Source organism: Stenotrophomonas sp. Nf1, assembly GCF_003028475.1.
GTDB lineage: Bacteria > Pseudomonadota > Gammaproteobacteria > Xanthomonadales > Xanthomonadaceae > Stenotrophomonas.
Genome location: NZ_PYTV01000001.1, coordinates 726,789 through 741,780 on the forward strand (window position 1 = coordinate 726,789; position 14,992 = coordinate 741,780).

The following is a 14,992-nucleotide window of genomic DNA, read 5'->3' on the forward strand; positions in this document are numbered from 1 at the left end:
CGTCATGCTGGGCGAGGCGGTCGTTCAGGCGGCGGCGATGGCGTTCAGGGTCAGCTGGCGTGCCCGCTGGTCGGCGGACAACAGGACCTCCAGTGTATCGGCTGGTTCGGTCGGCAGTGTTGAAAGAGCGTTAGCAACCAGCTCCGGGATGGTCAGGAAACCGATCCGGCCCTGAAGAAACGCTGAAACCGCCTCTTCGTTGGCAGCGTTCAGCACCGCCGGGGCGGTGCCGCCGGCCTGCATCGCCTGCCAGGCCAGCGCCAGACAGGGGAAGGCGTCAGTGTCGGGGGCTTCGAAATCGAGCCGGCCCTGCGCCAGCAGGTCCAGCCCGGCCACGCCCGATTCAATGCGTTGCGGCCAGCCCAGGCCGACGGCCAGGGTGGTGCGCATGTCCGGCAGGCCCATCTGCGCCAGGGTGGAGCCGTCGACGAACTCGACCAGCGAATGCACCAGGCTCTGCGGATGCACCAGCACCTCGATGCGCTCGCCAGGCACCGCGAACAGGTGATGGGCCTCGATCACTTCCAGGCCCTTGTTCATCAACGTCGCCGAATCGACCGAGATCTTCGGCCCCATCGACCACTTCGGGTGGGCCACGGCCTGTGCCGGGGTGACCTGGACCAGCTCGGCACGCGTTCGGTTGCGGAACGGGCCACCGGAGGCGGTCAGCAGGATCCGGCGCACGCCGGCGCCGTCGAGGCTGGCGTCACGCGAGCGCAGGCACTGGAAGATCGCGCTGTGCTCGCTGTCGATCGGGATGATCTCGGCGCCGGCACGCTCGGCGGTGCGGGTCAGCAGTTCACCGGCCAGGACCAGCGATTCCTTGTTGGCCAGCAGGATGCGCTTGCCGGCGGCCGCGGCGGCCAGGGTCGAGGACAGGCCGGCGGCACCGACGATGGCGGCCACCACGGTGTCACAGGCCTCACTGGCTGCCAGCTGGTCCAGCGCGGCGGAGCCGGCATGGGCCTGGGTGGCCAGACCGGCCTCGCGCAGGCCGTCGCGCAGCTCGGCGTACAGCGATTCATCGGCGATCACCGCATGGGCCGGCGCGTGCTGCCGGCACAGGGCCAGCAACGCCTGCACCTGGCGGCCCGCTGCCAGCACGGTGGCCTGGTAGCGCTGCGGGTGGCGGGCGATCACGTCCAGCGTGGAGGCACCGATCGAGCCGGTGGCGCCGAACACGGCGACCCGGCGCAGGTCTGCAGCTGCATTCATGGTCAGAACCCGAAGATTTCCTTGCCCAGCGCGAACACGGGCACGGCCGCCAGCACGCCGTCGACCCGGTCCAGCACGCCGCCATGGCCCGGAATCAGGTGGCCCGAGTCCTTGGCGCCGGCGTGACGCTTGATCAGGCTTTCGAACAGATCGCCCAGCACCGAGGCAAACACCGCCACCACCGAGGTGATCAGCAGGCCCGGCAGGTGGGCGCCGTCGATGCCGGCCAGCCAGCCCAGTCCAAGGGCGACGGCGACACCGGCGATCAGCCCGCCGAACAGGCCTTCCCAGGTCTTGTTGGGGCTGATGCGCGGGGCCAGCTTGTGCTTGCCGAACTGTCGGCCGGCGAAATAGGCGCCCGAATCGGCGGCCCAGACCAGTGCCAGTGCCGCCAGCAGCCACAGGTGGCCCTGCTGACCCGGCGGATCGCCGCCGGCATGGATCAGCACCAGCGCCGCCCAGGCCGGGACGATGGCCAGGGTACCGGCCAGCATCTTCACGATCCGCGCGGGGGCCGTCGGCTGTGCGCCGAAGTTGAAGAAGCGCAGCCAGACCAGGGCCGCCAGCCACCAGGCAACGCCGGCCAGCGTGGTGATCTGGAACAGCACCAGGGTGCTGCCATCGGCCCAGACCAGCAGCACCATCAGCAGCAGGTTCAGCACCAGCAGCACGGTCCGCGCCAGGGTGTCTTCGATGCCGGACAGCTTCAGCCATTCCCACAGGCCGATCAGCAGCACGGCGGCGGCGGCGGCGGCCAGCCACTGCGTCGGCAGCAGCAGGATCGCGGCGATGGCCAGCGGCGCCATGATCAGCGCGGCGAGGACTCGGGTCTTGGTCATGGGCTGGAGGTCTCGGTGGCCAGGGCGGCGATCTGGGCGCTGGTCAGGCCGAATCGACGCTCGCGGCCGGCATAGGCATCAAGCGCCTGCTGCAGCTGGTCGGCATCGAAATCGGGCCACAGCGCCTCGGTGAACCACAGCTCGGTATAGGCCAGTTGCCACAGCAGGAAGTTGCTGATGCGGGTGTCGCCGCCGGTGCGGATGAACAGGTCTGGCGGCGGCAGGTCGGCTAGCGCGACCTGGCGGCCCAGCAGCGACTCGTCGATCTGCTCGGGCAGCAGGCGGCCGGCGGCCACTTCCACCGCCAGGGCGCGCGCGGCACGGGCAATGTCCTGGCGGCCGCCGTAGCTGGCGGCGATGGACAGGGTGAGCGCGGTGTTGTCGGCGGTGCGTTGCTCGGCCAGCTGCATGCGGCTGACCAGCCCGGCGCCGAAGCGCTCGCGTTCGCCGATGAAGCGCACGCGCACGCCGCGCCGATGCAGCTCGTCCACTTCGCGGTCGAGCGCACCGAGGAACAGCTTCATCAACGCATCGACTTCTTCCTGCGGCCGGCCCCAGTTCTCGCTGGAGAAGGCGAACAGGGTCAGCGCCGGGATGCCCAGTTCAAGGCAGCGCTCGATGGTGCGGTTGACGGCACGCGCGCCGGCACGGTGGCCGATCACGCGCGGGCGACGACGCTGCTGCGCCCAGCGACCGTTGCCATCCATGATGATGGCAACGTGGCGGGGCAGGGCAGCCGGCAACGGAGGCGGGACTGAAGGCATCGACTTCAGACCGACAGCAGTTCTTTTTCCTTGTCGGCAACGACCTTGTCGACGTCCTTGATGTTGGCGTCGGTCAACTTCTGGATGTCGTCTTCGCCGCGCTTCTTCTCGTCTTCGCTGATCGCCTTGTCCTTGACCAGCTTGGCGATTTCCTTGTTCGCGTCCTGACGGATGTTGCGGATCGCGATCTTGGCGCCTTCGCCTTCCTTCTGCACCTGCTTGGCCAGCTCCTTGCGGCGCTCTTCGGTCGGCGGCGGCATGTTGATGCGGATCGCCGTACCCAGGGTGTTCGGGGTGAACTCGGCGTTGTACAGGCCCTTCTCGATCTCCTTGATCATGCCCTTGTCGAACGGGGTGACCAGCAGCGAGTGGGCGTCGGCGTTGGAGATCGAGGCAACCTGGTTCAGCGGGGTGCTGGCATTGCCGTAGGCATTGACCGTCACACGGTCCAGCAGGGCCGGCGTGGCACGCCCGGTCCGGATGGAGGTGAGGGTGTGCTTCAGAGCGTCGATGCTCTTGGCCATGCGCGTCTGCGCGTTGTTCTTGATGTCGTTGAGCATCGCCCGGTCCTGGATGTATCTGGAATCGGGCGATTATAGGCGAATACGGGACGCTGCCGGGCCTGGATCGACCCGGCTGTCGCCGTCCGCTCAGGCTCAGGCCGGATCGCGGCCCTGGACCAGGGTGCCGATGTTCTCGCCGCTGAGGATCTTCAGCAGTTCGCCCGGCTGGCCCATGTCGAACACGCGCATCGGCAGATCGCTGTCGCGCGCCAGCGCGAAGGCGGCGGTATCCATCACTTCCAGGCCGCGGCGGATCACTTCGTCGTAGCTGAGGGTGTCGAAGCGGACCGCATCGCTGTGCTTGTTCGGGTCCTTGTCGTACACGCCATCGACCTTGGTGGCCTTCAGCAGCAGGTCGGCACCGATCTCGATCGCACGCAGGGCGGCGCCGGAGTCGGTGGTGAAGAACGGGCTGCCGACGCCGGCGGCGAAGATCACCAGGCGGCCCTTTTCCAGGTGGCGGATGGCGCGGCGGCGGATGTAGTCCTCGCACACGTCGTTGATCTTGATCGCGCTCATCACACGGGCCTTGGCGCCGAGCTTCTCCAGCGCGTCCTGCATGGCCAGGGCGTTGATGACGGTGGCCAGCATGCCCATCTGGTCGCCGGTGACCCGGTCCATGCCGCCGGCGGCCAGGCCGGCACCGCGGAAGATGTTGCCGCCGCCGATCACCAGCGCCACTTCGGCACCGGCCTGCTGGGCTTCGATGACCTCGCGGGCCAGGCGGTTGATGATCTTCGGATCGATGCCGTAGTCCTCATCTCCCATCAGCGCCTCCCCGGACAGTTTCAGGAGGATGCGGCGATAGGCGAGCTTGGACATGGGGACCTCGGGTGCGTGGAAATCGCGGGCGATTCTACGCGCATGCGGCGTCGGGCCATAGTGTTTTGTGCACTGCGGCGCAAAATCCGGCGGTTCACCCCGCTGATGCGGGGCTTCCCGTTCAGCCCAGTTCGGCGCCGGCCGTGGCCGACAGCTCGTCGTGCCCCAGTGCACCGGGGGAGCGCGCGATCACCCGGTTGCGGCCCAGGTTCTTGGAGCGGTACAGCACATCGTCAGCGGCGCGCAGCAGGTCCTGCACATCGGCGAAGCGCTCGTAACCGCCCTGGGTGGCCACGCCGGCGGAGAAGGTGACGAACAGCGGGCCACCTTCCAGCTCGGCCATCGGCGTGGCGACGATGTTGGCCAGGACCCGGCGGATCACGTCCAGGGCCACGGTTTCGCTGGTATTGGGCAGCAGCGCGACGAACTCCTCACCGCCGAAACGGGCCACGGTGTCGCTGTTGCGCAGCTGGCCCTGCAGCTTGCCGGCGAAGGCGCGCAGCACTTCATCGCCGGTCAGGTGGCCGTGGGCATCGTTGATCTTCTTGAAGTCGTCCAGGTCGATGAAGGCTACCGACAGCGGCCAGCCCTGGCGTCCGGCGCGCAGGAATTCCTGTTCCAGCACTGCCTCCAGCTGGCGGCGGTTGAGCACCCCGGTCAGGGCATCGCGATGGGCCTGGTCGGCCAGACGCTTGGCGCGGGCCTCGAATTCGTCGGCGCGGCGGCGCGCCTGGTCGGCATCCTGCAGTTCACGCAGGTTGCGCAGGGTGGCCAGCTCCTGGGCGTGATCGATCAGCTCGCGCACCCGCATCGGCGAGCTCAGGCCGGCCTCGAACAGGCTGGCGATGTCCGGCAGCGCTTCGCTGATGCGCACCAGCACCTGGTCGAAACGCGCGCTGTCCAGTTCCAGACGATCGTGCACCTGCTGCAGGGCGCGCTCGCGTGCGGCATCGGCATCGTCATCGAGCCAGATGTCGGCCACGGCGCCAGACAGCTGTACGCAGGCCTGGAACGCCGATCCAGCGGCATCCTGGTCTTCGCTGTGGCTGATGCTCTCCACCAGATAGCGCGGCAGGCCCCACTGCTCGGCCACCCAGGCGCCCACGTCGGCATGGCTGCAGCCCAGCGCGTCGCGCTCACGGGAGACCAGATCGATGTTGTCGCGCGCATCCCGCAGCAGGGGCAGATAGCGCTCCGACTCGGCCTGGGCCAGGCACAGCACGCCCAGGTCCTGCAGCAATCCGGCCAGCATCAGCTCCTCCAGCCGGCGCAGCCCGCGCGCCTGGCCCAGCTGGCTGGCCGCCAGTGCACTGAGGATGCTGCGCTTCCACGCGCGCTGGCGCAGGTCGTGGTCGGCACCACTGCCGCCGGTCAGCCCCTGGGTGACGGTGAAGCCGAGGGCGAGGCTGATCGTGGCATTCAGGCCGAGCATGGTCAGCGCCTGGCCGAGGTTCTCGATCCGGCGGCGGCTGGCGTACAGCGGCGAATTGGCGATGCGCAGCATGCGAGCGCTCAGCGCCATGTCGATGGCGATGATGTCGGCGGCGGTGGCGATGTCCGCTTCCGGGTCCTGTGCCAGTTCGATGATGCGCAGGGCAATACCGGGCGGCGAAGGCAGGTTGCGGCAGAGCGCCAGGGCAGCTGTCAGCTCGGGAGGCATGTCGGGTCGTTCAATTCCATTAGGACAAGAATACCTAGGAATGCATCACAGTCCGCGATTTTCGTTCCTGCTAGGTGACTGTCGATTCCCTGCGCCGAGTATCGGCTTGATTGGTGCGTAACGCAAAGGTGCGGGTGTCGGTGTGCGCACCAACGGTGCGCACCTACCGGTGGGGTGCAGCCACAGGCACAAAAAAAGAGCCGCGGTTTCCCGCGGCTCCTTCTGGTTGCTTCACAGCCGGAGGGCTGGAATCAGACCTGCATCGCCTTGGCAACTTCGGCGGCGTAGTCTTCCACCACCTTCTCGATGCCTTCGCCGACGACCAGCAGCTTGAAGCCGGCCACGTCGGCGCCAGCGGCCTTGACCACCTGCTCGACGGTGGTGTCGCCCAGCACGTAGGTCTGGCCGTACAGGGTCACGTCGCTGACGATCTTGTTGATCTTGCCGCTGATGATCTTTTCCAGGATGTCGGCCGGCTTGGCCTTGTCCTTCTCGGACATCTTGGCCAGCTCGATTTCCTTTTCCTTCTCGACGAAGTCGGCCGGAACGTCCGCAGCCTTGTTGTGCGGCGGCTTCAGCGCGGCCACATGCATGGCCAGGCCACGGGCCAGCTCGACGTCGCCGCCGACCAGGTCGACCAGCACGCCGACCTTGCCGTTGGTGTGCACGTAGGCGCCGACGGTGTTGTTGCCGTCCACCTTCACCAGGCGACGGATCTGGATGTTCTCACCCAGGGTCTGCACGGCGGTGGCGCGGGCTTCTTCAACGGTGCGGCCATCGGCCAGCTTGGCGGCCTTCACGGCTTCGACGTCGTTGGCGTCCGTGGCCAGGGCAGCAGCGGCGACAGCGTTGACGAAGGACTTGAAGTTGTCATCGTTGGCGACGAAGTCGGTTTCCGAGTTGACTTCGACCAGCACGGCCTTGCCGCCGTCCTGGGCCAGGCCCAGGCGGCCTTCGGCGGCCACGCGGTCAGCCTTCTTGTCGGCCTTGGCGGCGCCGGACTTGCGCATGGCTTCAGCAGCAGCGTTGATGTCGCCGTTGGCTTCAGTGAGCGCCTTCTTGCATTCCATCATGCCGGCGCCGGTGCGCTCGCGCAGTTCCTTGACCAGGGAAGCAGTGATTTCCACGGGATTACCTCACGAAAGAAAGGGGTTGGGCCGGCATGGTGGCCGGCCCGTGTGACACAGTCCTGTCACGCGCCAAGGGCGGCATGCAGGGAGGGTGGACGCCGGGCGTCCACCCCGGGGCCTGGATCAGGCCTGGGCGTCGTCGCCCTTCTTGGCAGCCTTCTTGGCCGGCGCGCGGCGGGCCGGCTTGTCTTCGCCTTCAGCGGCGGCTTCAGCGAACTCTTCTTCGCGCACCGAAGCGGCGTGCGGTGCAGCAGCCTTGCCTTCCAGCACGGCGTCGGCAGCGGCGCGGGCGTACAGCTGCACAGCGCGGATGGCGTCGTCGTTGCCCGGGATGGCGTAATCAACCAGTTCCGGGTTGTAGTTGGTGTCGACCACGGCGATGACCGGGATGCCCAGCTTCTTGGCTTCCTTGATCGCGATGTCTTCGTGGCCGATGTCGATCACGAAGATGGCGTCCGGCAGACGGTTCATGTCCTTGATGCCGCCCAGCGAGGCTTCCAGCTTGTCGCGCTCGCGACGCAGGCCCAGCACTTCGTGCTTGACCAGCTTCTCGAAGGTGCCGTCGGTTTCACCGGCTTCCAGTTCCTTCAGGCGGGCAACCGACTGCTTGACGGTACGGAAGTTGGTCAGGGTGCCGCCCAGCCAACGCTGGTTCATGAACGGCATGCCGCAACGCTCGGCTTCTTCACGGATGGTTTCGCGGGCGCTGCGCTTGGTGCCCAGGAACAGGACGGTGCCGCGCTTCTGGGCCACCGACGAGATGAAGTTCATCGCGTCGTTGAACAGCGGGACGGTCTTTTCCAGGTTGATGATGTGGATCTTGCCGCGGGCGCCGAAGATGTACGGAGCCATCTTGGGGTTCCAGTAGCGGGTCTGGTGGCCGAAGTGGACGCCGGCTTCCAGCATCTGACGCATGGTGACCTGGGGCATTGCAATACTCCTGATGGGGAACCTGCGCTTCCGCCCGCGGTAATAGGTATGCGGGACGCGTGGAAACGCGATGGGTTCCGGGGTTGGGCTTCCCTGTTGCCTCCGTGGCCGAACTCCTTGCGGAGCACCCCGGCACGGATGGGGGCAGCAGGTGTGGATTCACCGGTGACGTCCGGTGTGGACGGGGTCCCGCGCACGCTGGCGGCAGGAATCCGGTCGATTATAGCCCGCTTGGCGCGCCCGCTGCAATTGCGGGGTCCGGCGTGGCCAGTTCGACCTGGCGGCCATCCTGCAGATGGGCCTGGAAGCGCCCGTCATGGTAGCCGTTCGGCCGGGGCGGCAGCGCCCAGCGGCGCTCGTGCCCGGCCAGCAGGTAGCCGGCCAGGCCCGGTAGCAGCAGGGTGCGCTGGCCGTCTTCGGCGACGAACACCAGGTCATGCAGGCGGGCGTGCAGCGGCCCGGCGTTGCTCAATCGCAGATAGGGCTGCGACGCGTCGGGGTCGAGCCGGGCCTGTATGCGGGGTTGCGCCTGCGGAGCGGCCTGGCCGCGGAACAGCGGGAGTGAGTAGCGGGGCAGGCCGGGCTGGCCGGGCTCCAGCACGATGCGATAGGCCTGTTCACCGGCCACGGGCTCGGGGCGGCCGGGCAGCAGCCAGACGCGCTGGCGCACGCCCGGGGCGAGATCAAGCTGGATCGGGCTGGCCAGGATCTGCCCGGTTGGGCGCAGCCGTTCGGCATCCACCTGTTGTTCCCAGGCCAGCACCCGCACCTGGCCCTGCCAGTGGCCGGGGCCGGGGTTGTACAGCCACAGCTCGGTGCGGCCACCTTCGACGGGCAGCTGAAGCGTGGTGGGGGACAGGTCCAGTGCCGCGGCGGGCATGGCCAGCAGCGACGCCAGCAGGATCAGCGCCGTGCGCATCAGTAGATGACGGTCACGGCAGGCACCGGTTCTTCATTGGCGGGCGGTGGTGCCAGATCGCGGACCTGGGCGGGCAGCTGCGGCGCGTCACTGCGTTGCTGCGGGACCGGGCAGCGGCGGCTGCCGGCCTCGCCGTTGCAGGCGTCCACCACGGTGAGCCGGATCTGCAGCGGCGTGGTGGCGGGTTCGGCCCATGCGGGCGTGCTGGCGAACAGTATCGCCCCGATCAGAAATACGCGAACCACCCGCCAACCACCCTGCGTCAGGACTCGCTGCGCGGTATCGGCGGGATCGGCCGGAACTGTAGAGTCGAGTTTGCTCGACTGCGCCAGGCCAGCATCCACGCATGGCGTGGATCTACCGGAACCCGTCCCGGTAGGTGCCGACCGTCCGGAACCTGCCCGGTAGGTGCCGACCGTTGGTCGGCACGCCCATCAATAGGTGATCGTCACCTGCACCAGGTCGTTGTAGGTGCCCGCCGGCGGCTGGCCGGTGACCGGCGGCACCCGGCCATAGATGGTCAGCTGCTGCGCGCTGCCGGTCCCGGTACCGCTGGCGGTATCGACGGTCAGCGTGTTGCCCCAGCGCTGGGTGCGGGTGGAATCGCGGTACAGCTCGTAGGTGAGGTAATAGGTGCTGCCGCCAATGGTGGTGGCCATGCGCCGTGTGCTGGTGGCTGCGGGATTGTTCTGCCCGTTGTTGAGACTGACCTGGTAAGCGGTGTTCTTCAGGCAGGTCAGGGTCAGCGTGGCGGTCTGGTCGATGTTGGCGGGAATGCCGCCGGTGACATTGCCGAAGTTCATGTTGGTGGTGACGTAGCTGCCGCATTGCGGCAGCACATTGGCGGTGGCGGTGAAGCTGAAGGCCGCGCTGGCACTGTTGGTGCCGGTGGCACCGCCATTGCAGGTGGCCGGCACGGTGGCGGTGCCGAGCAGTACCTCGTTCCAGGCCCAGGTCAGCACCACATTCGCCCCACTGAAGGTGCTGCTGTAGGCACCGGAGGCCAGCACCTGGTTGGCCGGGATCTGCGCGAACAGCTGGGTGCCCTGTGCGCCACTGCCGCCGGTCAGCAGCGGCACGTTGTAGGTCATGGTCAGTTCCTGCGCCGGCGGCGTGCCGCGCGGGGCCAGCCCGGTCACCTGGCTGAAGTTGGAGGTGTTGTAGAGCTGGAAGTTCATGCTGTCGCTGGCGCTGGTCTTCATCGTCCGCCAGGTGGAGCTGCTGCCGCCGCCGCTGCCGGCGCCGATGCCCACGCAGACCCGCACGCCGGTGGTGGCCAGCAGGCTCAGCGCGGCGGTGGTGCAGGTCACCGTGATGTTGAGCGTGCCGGTGGTCGCGCCGGGGGCATTGCTGTTGACGTTGCCGAACGGCAGCGTCGGGTCGGCGATGGCGGTGCACACGGCGGTGGCGCGCGCTGGCGCCGCCGCCAGCAGGCCAGCGATCAGCAGCAGGCCCAGCAGCAGCGTCCTCACGGCGCCACCTCCGGGATGCACGCCAGCGGTGCTGGCTTCGGCCGCGCGCCGGACGCCACCACCTTGGGCAGGTCCGGTACCTTGACCCGGCATTGCCCGCCGCTGGTGGTGATGTACAGCACGCTGCCGGCGGCCACGTCTTCCAGGTACAGCAGGCCGTCATAGCCCACCAGCGCCTGCCGCCCGTCGGGCAGCTGCACTTCGCTGCCCACCTCCAGTGGCTGCCCGTCCATGCTGTGCAGGGTCAGGCTCAGCGAGGGTCGCGAGCGCAGTTCGAAGGTCACCCGCGTGCCCGCGCGCTGGCGTGGGGTCACCCAGTCTTCGATGCGGTCGGCGCGCATGTCCTCAGGCAGGTCCAGGGTGTCGATCGAGACCCGGTTGCGCTGCCAGGACAGCAGTGGGCTGACCAGCAGCAGGCCGCGATCATCAGTCACGCCGATCAGCCGGTTTTCCAGCCGCACCGGCACGCCGCCCACGCCGTTGGTGCTGATCACTGCGAACGCGTCGGAGACCTCGCGGGTCGCGAAGGCATGCCCGCCCATCCACACCAGGCTGCCGCTGGCGCTGGCGTAGGCATAGTTCAGGCCGCCCTGGCGCGAGGCGCCAAGCGAATAGCGGCCGACATCGTTGAGGATGCCGACTTCGGCCAGGCCGCCGTTGCCATCCTCGCCGTGGCGTACCTGTGCGCGCCAGCCGACGCCGCCGGCGCTGCCATCGCCGGGCACCGGCTGGGTGACATCGGCCACCCAGCTCTGGCTGTCGCCGTTGCGTTGGCTGGACAGGCTGGCCTGGCGGTTGTTGCCCAGGCTGGCGGTCACAGACAGATAGAGGCTGCGGTCATCGCTGTTGTCCAGGTTCTGGTTCAGCGACAGGTAGGCCGACCAGCGCTGGCTCCAGCTGCGCGACCAGAACAGGCTGGCATAACGGTTGTCCTCGCCGTCGGGGTAGCGCAAGCGCAGGTAGCTGGCGCTGAGCGTGCCCAGCCGCAGCAGGTCGACGCCGATCGTGGCCTGGTCGCTGATGTCCGGTGGCAGGTTGCCCTGCAGCGCGCCCAGGTCGCGATAGTCGCCGTGGCTGCGCACGCTGCGCAGGTTGAAATTGAAGCGGCGATTGTTCCAGCTGTAGCCCAGCGCCCATTGCCCGCCCTGCAGGCCGTGGTAGTCGCTGCGCGCGTAGGCGGCATTGAACACCCCCGCGCCGCCGAGCAGCCACCAGCCGCCGAGGCCGGCCTGGGCCAGGCCACCGCCGCCTTCGGCATGCGCTTCGCCGGTAAAGGTATCGCTGACGCCGCCACGCCAGCTGGCACTGGCCACGGTGCGATCGTCGTAGGCGAAGGAGCGTTGGCCGAAATCCTCGCGCAGGCGGCCGACGCCGACCGACCAGTCCGACAGGCCCTTGGCCAGCAGCTGCTGGGTGCCGTAGAAGCTGAAATCCAGGGTCTGCATGCGGCCGAACGCGTCGGTCACCACCACCTGTGCGGTGCCGGTACCACTGATGCCGGGCTGGGCGCCCAGCTGGAACGGGCCGACCGGCACCTGGCCGCTGTACTGGCGCAGGCCATCGACGTACAGCTCGACGGTGGACGGCACCACCGCCTGGCCGAGAAAGCTGGGCGTAGGTGTCAGCACGCGATAGGGCTGCAGGCCGTAGTTGCGGCCGATCTGCAGGCCGCCCAGGCGCACCGGCCGGGTCCAGTCGACAAAGCCGCTGTAGAAGTCGCCGACGTCCAGGGTCAGCGCCTGGTCGGGGAAATCCAGGCTCCAGCGGGTGTCCAGGCGCACGCTCTCGCCGCGCCAGCGACGATCGCCGGGCTGCTGGTAGCGGCGGCTGACTGCGGTGTTCTCGAAGGTGCCGTTGCCGATGCCGAACAGGCGCAGTTCCGAGCTCAGGCTGAGGTTGCCGAGCGTATCCACGCGGCTGCCATACACGTCGTAGTTGAGCAGCAGGCCCGGCGAGGCCGTGCCGGCCAGTGCGCGGGTCTGTGGGCGGCTGAGCACGGTGGTCGGCAGGGTCAGCTGGTCCAGCGGCACGTCCAGTGCCAGCGTCTGCATGTGCGCGTCGTAACGCACCACCGCGCCGCTGATCTGGTCCAGGTAGACCGGGGCATCACCGCTGGCATTGAAGCCGAGCTGGCGCAGCACCTCGGGGCTGGCCTGCAGGCGGCCACGGTTCTCGGTGAACGGCAGCAGGCCGCGCGGCGTACTGTTGAGCGAAACATCCAGGTACAGCGTCTGACTGGCGGTCAGCGGCGTTGGTGGTGGCAGGATCGCATCGGCTGACACGCCCGATACGTCTGCGGCCCCGGCGGCCGCGATACCGGGCACATCGGCGGCCTCGGTCGCCGCAGGAGCCAGGGCAGCCAACAGCGCGCCCATCAACGCCTCAGCGAGCCGGTGGTGGCGACAGTGGCGTCTGTTCCGACTCGCCATTGAGCTTGGCCGTGATCTGGTCGTTGTCGCGGTCGATCGCGGTACGCTCGATCGGCCAGCGCATCACCTGTCCGGGCAGCACATAGCCCAGCAGCCCCGGGTGCACGATGCGTGGGCGCTGCGTACTGCCCAGCGCGAGATCGGCGATCTGCGCATAGCTGTTGCCGGTGTTGGCCACTTCCACCCCGTTGCGGCCGTCCTCCAGCCGTACCAGGCGCGCGGCCAGCTGTGGCGCGAGCTTGCCGCCGGAGGGTTGCACGAATACCGGGATCGAATAGCGCAGCACGAACTGCATGCCGTTGGCGCGGGTCGCCAGGTCGGGTACTTCGTCGACGATCAGCCGGTAGTAGCGCTGGACCTCCGGCGGCTGGTTGACCGGACGCATCACCCGCACCAGCTGTTGCTGGCCGGCGGCCAGTTCCTGCATCGGCGGGGTGGCCAGCAGCTCGTCGGTGGGCAGCAGCTGTTCCTGCCCATCCTGCTGTACCCAGCGGAACACGCGCACCTGCAGCCTGACCGGCGAGGTGCCGCTGTTGGTCAGCCACAGTTCGCCTGCGCGTTGGCGGGCTTCGAGCTGCAGGCTGGTGGGGGCGACCTGCAGGCTGGTGGCGCCTGCAGCGGTGGCGAGCAGCAGGCTCAGGGCGAGCAGCGCCACGCCGGTGGCGCGCCACGGGCGGGGTCCGGCCATGCGGGCGTGCTCCATCAATAGGTGATCGTGGCGGTGACCGTATCCAGGTAGTTGCCGGTGGCCGGGTTGTTGGTGCTCAGGTTCAGGATCTGGCCGTAGACGATGTAGGGCACCGCCAGGCCGGTACCGATGCCGGCCTGGGTGTTGGTGCCGGTGGTGGCGCCCCAGACCAGGGTGTGCGCAGCGTCCTGGTAGAGCTGGTAGCCGACGAAATTGTTGGCGGTCACGGCCGCATTGGTGTTCTTCATGCGGCGGGTGGTGACGTCGTTGGCCGTGCTGGCGTTGGCGCCCGCGTTCAGCGAGATCGTGTACGGGGTCAGCGCCGAGCACTGCGCGGTCACCGTGCCCTGGCCCAGGGTGGGGGTGGCGGTGGTCGATGCGGCGGTGCCGAAGTCAACGTTGGTGGCCGCTGCGGCGGTGATGGTGCAGGCCTTGGTGACCACCAGGGTGACATTGAAGGTGGTGGTGTCGGCAGCCAGCGCCGGACCGCTCAGCAGGAGCGCCCCCAGGGCCCAGGCAAGCGGGGAACGAAGCGGGGATCGCATGGACAACCTCCCTGACCCGAAGGTCCGTTGAACAAGGCGAAGGCGGCATGTTCGGTGCCGCTTTGACGACGGTCGGCGTCAGCTTGTGCGGCTAAGTGTCTGTAATCCGTGATAAATAGGGATTCGAAAGGGCGAATCCCATCACGCTTTCACTTTCCTTGCCGGAACCGTGCACGGCCCGCAACGCCAGTTGGGTGGCGTTCGTTCAGATTGCGGCCGGATCGGCGATAATGGGCGCCATGAGCGTGAATCTGAAAACCCCGCAGGAAATCGAGATGATGCGCGTCGCCGGCCGTCTGGCCAGCGAAGTGCTCGACATCGTCACCCCCCACGTCAAGCCCGGTGTCACCACCGAGGAACTGGACCGCATCTGCCACGACCACATCGTGAACGTGCAGGGCGCCATTCCGGCCAACGTCGGCTACCGCGGCTTCCCCAAGACCGTGTGCACTTCGGTCAACAACGTCATCTGCCACGGCATTCCCAGCGAAGGGAAGGTGCTCAAGGATGGCGACATCATCAACATCGACGTCACCGTCATCAAGGATGGCTGGCACGGCGATACCAGCCGCATGTACTTCGTCGGGACGCCGTCGGTGATGGCGCGCCGGCTGGTGGAAGCCACCTATGAAGCGATGTGGCGCGGCATCCGTGCGGTGCGCCCGGGTGCGACCCTGGGCGACATCGGCCATGCCATCCAGAGCTATGCCGAAGGCGAACGTTTCAGCGTGGTGCGCGAGTACTGCGGCCACGGGATCGGCAAGGTCTACCACGACGAGCCGCAGGTGGTGCATTACGGCCGCCCGGGCCAGGGCCTGGTGCTGCAGCCGGGCATGACCTTCACCATCGAACCGATGATCAACGAGGGCACCCGCTACAACAAGGTGCTGCCGGATGGCTGGACCGTGGTGACCAAGGACCGCAAGCTGTCGGCGCAGTGGGAGCACATGATCGCGGTCACCGAGACCGGCGTGGACGTGCTGACCCTGTCGCCGGGCGAATCGCAGGTCGCCTGA

General features: G+C 68.0%; 15 protein-coding genes. 1 reads left to right on the forward strand and 14 read right to left on the reverse strand.

Annotated features, from left to right (window positions below; genetic code table 11):
• Positions 1-24: 24 nt before the first annotated feature.
• From C9412_RS03495 to C9412_RS03560, 14 genes are all read right to left on the reverse strand, one after another.
• Positions 25-1,215, reverse strand: a complete 1,191-nt coding sequence (locus C9412_RS03495; RefSeq protein ID WP_107230329.1) for a 1-deoxy-D-xylulose-5-phosphate reductoisomerase — start codon at positions 1,213-1,215, stop codon at positions 25-27.
• A gap of 2 nt (positions 1,216-1,217) precedes the next feature.
• Positions 1,218-2,054, reverse strand: coding sequence for a phosphatidate cytidylyltransferase (locus C9412_RS03500; RefSeq protein ID WP_107230330.1), 837 nt, complete (start codon positions 2,052-2,054; stop codon positions 1,218-1,220).
• Positions 2,051-2,818: a polyprenyl diphosphate synthase gene (gene uppS, locus C9412_RS03505; protein WP_107230331.1), complete on the reverse strand. Its 768-nt coding sequence runs from the start codon at positions 2,816-2,818 to the stop codon at positions 2,051-2,053. The genes C9412_RS03500 and uppS overlap by 4 nt, the downstream gene beginning before the upstream one ends.
• Positions 2,819-2,823: 5 nt before the next feature.
• Entirely contained in the window at positions 2,824-3,378 is a 555-nt protein-coding gene (gene frr / locus C9412_RS03510) for a ribosome recycling factor (protein ID WP_049427358.1), read from the reverse strand.
• A gap of 96 nt (positions 3,379-3,474) precedes the next feature.
• Entirely contained in the window at positions 3,475-4,203 is a 729-nt protein-coding gene (pyrH, locus tag C9412_RS03515) for a UMP kinase (RefSeq protein ID WP_057497698.1), read from the reverse strand.
• Positions 4,204-4,324: 121 nt separating this feature from the next.
• Positions 4,325-5,863: a GGDEF domain-containing protein gene (locus C9412_RS03520; RefSeq protein ID WP_107230332.1), complete on the reverse strand. Its 1,539-nt coding sequence runs from the start codon at positions 5,861-5,863 to the stop codon at positions 4,325-4,327.
• Between the two features lie 251 nt (positions 5,864-6,114).
• Positions 6,115-6,990 (reverse strand): translation elongation factor Ts, encoded by an 876-nt coding sequence (gene tsf, locus C9412_RS03525; protein ID WP_107230333.1) that lies wholly within the window; start codon positions 6,988-6,990, stop codon positions 6,115-6,117.
• Between the two features lie 126 nt (positions 6,991-7,116).
• Positions 7,117-7,923: a 30S ribosomal protein S2 gene (rpsB, locus tag C9412_RS03530; protein WP_057497695.1), complete on the reverse strand. Its 807-nt coding sequence runs from the start codon at positions 7,921-7,923 to the stop codon at positions 7,117-7,119.
• A 220-nt stretch (positions 7,924-8,143) separates the two neighbouring features.
• Positions 8,144-8,842 (reverse strand): molecular chaperone, encoded by a 699-nt coding sequence (locus C9412_RS03535; RefSeq protein WP_107230334.1) that lies wholly within the window; start codon positions 8,840-8,842, stop codon positions 8,144-8,146.
• Positions 8,842-9,186: a hypothetical protein gene (locus C9412_RS20810; protein WP_258189958.1), complete on the reverse strand. Its 345-nt coding sequence runs from the start codon at positions 9,184-9,186 to the stop codon at positions 8,842-8,844. Before C9412_RS20810 ends, C9412_RS03535 begins: the two co-directional genes overlap by 1 nt.
• A 90-nt stretch (positions 9,187-9,276) precedes the next feature.
• Entirely contained in the window at positions 9,277-10,314 is a 1,038-nt protein-coding gene (locus C9412_RS03545; protein WP_107230336.1) for a spore coat U domain-containing protein, read from the reverse strand.
• Positions 10,311-12,689 (reverse strand): fimbria/pilus outer membrane usher protein, encoded by a 2,379-nt coding sequence (locus C9412_RS03550; protein ID WP_107230337.1) that lies wholly within the window; start codon positions 12,687-12,689, stop codon positions 10,311-10,313. Before C9412_RS03550 ends, C9412_RS03545 begins: the two co-directional genes overlap by 4 nt.
• Before the next feature lie 7 nt (positions 12,690-12,696).
• Positions 12,697-13,446 carry a molecular chaperone gene (locus C9412_RS03555; RefSeq protein ID WP_107230338.1) on the reverse strand — a complete coding sequence of 250 codons (750 nt, stop codon included), beginning with the start codon at positions 13,444-13,446 and terminating at the stop codon, positions 12,697-12,699.
• Positions 13,446-13,976 (reverse strand): spore coat U domain-containing protein, encoded by a 531-nt coding sequence (locus C9412_RS03560; protein WP_107230339.1) that lies wholly within the window; start codon positions 13,974-13,976, stop codon positions 13,446-13,448. The genes C9412_RS03555 and C9412_RS03560 overlap by 1 nt, the downstream gene beginning before the upstream one ends.
• Positions 13,977-14,206: 230 nt before the next feature.
• On the opposite strand from C9412_RS03560, the gene map reads away from it, so the two are divergent.
• Entirely contained in the window at positions 14,207-14,992 is a 786-nt protein-coding gene (gene map, locus C9412_RS03565) for a type I methionyl aminopeptidase (protein WP_146160116.1), read from the forward strand.

What these genes read in the sequence shown, in the direction of transcription:
- C9412_RS03495 (WP_107230329.1), bottom strand. Translation starts at nt 1,215, where the DNA reads ATGAATGCAGCTGCAGACCTGCGCCGGGTCGCCGTGTTCGGCGCCACC.
- C9412_RS03500 (WP_107230330.1), bottom strand. Translation starts at nt 2,054, where the DNA reads ATGACCAAGACCCGAGTCCTCGCCGCGCTGATCATGGCGCCGCTGGCC.
- uppS (WP_107230331.1), bottom strand. Translation starts at nt 2,818, where the DNA reads ATGCCTTCAGTCCCGCCTCCGTTGCCGGCTGCCCTGCCCCGCCACGTT.
- frr (WP_049427358.1), bottom strand. Translation starts at nt 3,378, where the DNA reads ATGCTCAACGACATCAAGAACAACGCGCAGACGCGCATGGCCAAGAGC.
- pyrH (WP_057497698.1), bottom strand. Translation starts at nt 4,203, where the DNA reads ATGTCCAAGCTCGCCTATCGCCGCATCCTCCTGAAACTGTCCGGGGAG.
- C9412_RS03520 (WP_107230332.1), bottom strand. Translation starts at nt 5,863, where the DNA reads ATGCCTCCCGAGCTGACAGCTGCCCTGGCGCTCTGCCGCAACCTGCCT.
- rpsB (WP_057497695.1), bottom strand. Translation starts at nt 7,923, where the DNA reads ATGCCCCAGGTCACCATGCGTCAGATGCTGGAAGCCGGCGTCCACTTC.
- C9412_RS03535 (WP_107230334.1), bottom strand. Translation starts at nt 8,842, where the DNA reads ATGCGCACGGCGCTGATCCTGCTGGCGTCGCTGCTGGCCATGCCCGCC.
- C9412_RS03550 (WP_107230337.1), bottom strand. Translation starts at nt 12,689, where the DNA reads ATGGGCGCGCTGTTGGCTGCCCTGGCTCCTGCGGCGACCGAGGCCGCC.
- C9412_RS03555 (WP_107230338.1), bottom strand. Translation starts at nt 13,446, where the DNA reads ATGGAGCACGCCCGCATGGCCGGACCCCGCCCGTGGCGCGCCACCGGC.
- C9412_RS03560 (WP_107230339.1), bottom strand. Translation starts at nt 13,976, where the DNA reads ATGCGATCCCCGCTTCGTTCCCCGCTTGCCTGGGCCCTGGGGGCGCTC.
- map (WP_146160116.1), top strand. Translation starts at nt 14,207, where the DNA reads ATGGGCGCCATGAGCGTGAATCTGAAAACCCCGCAGGAAATCGAGATG.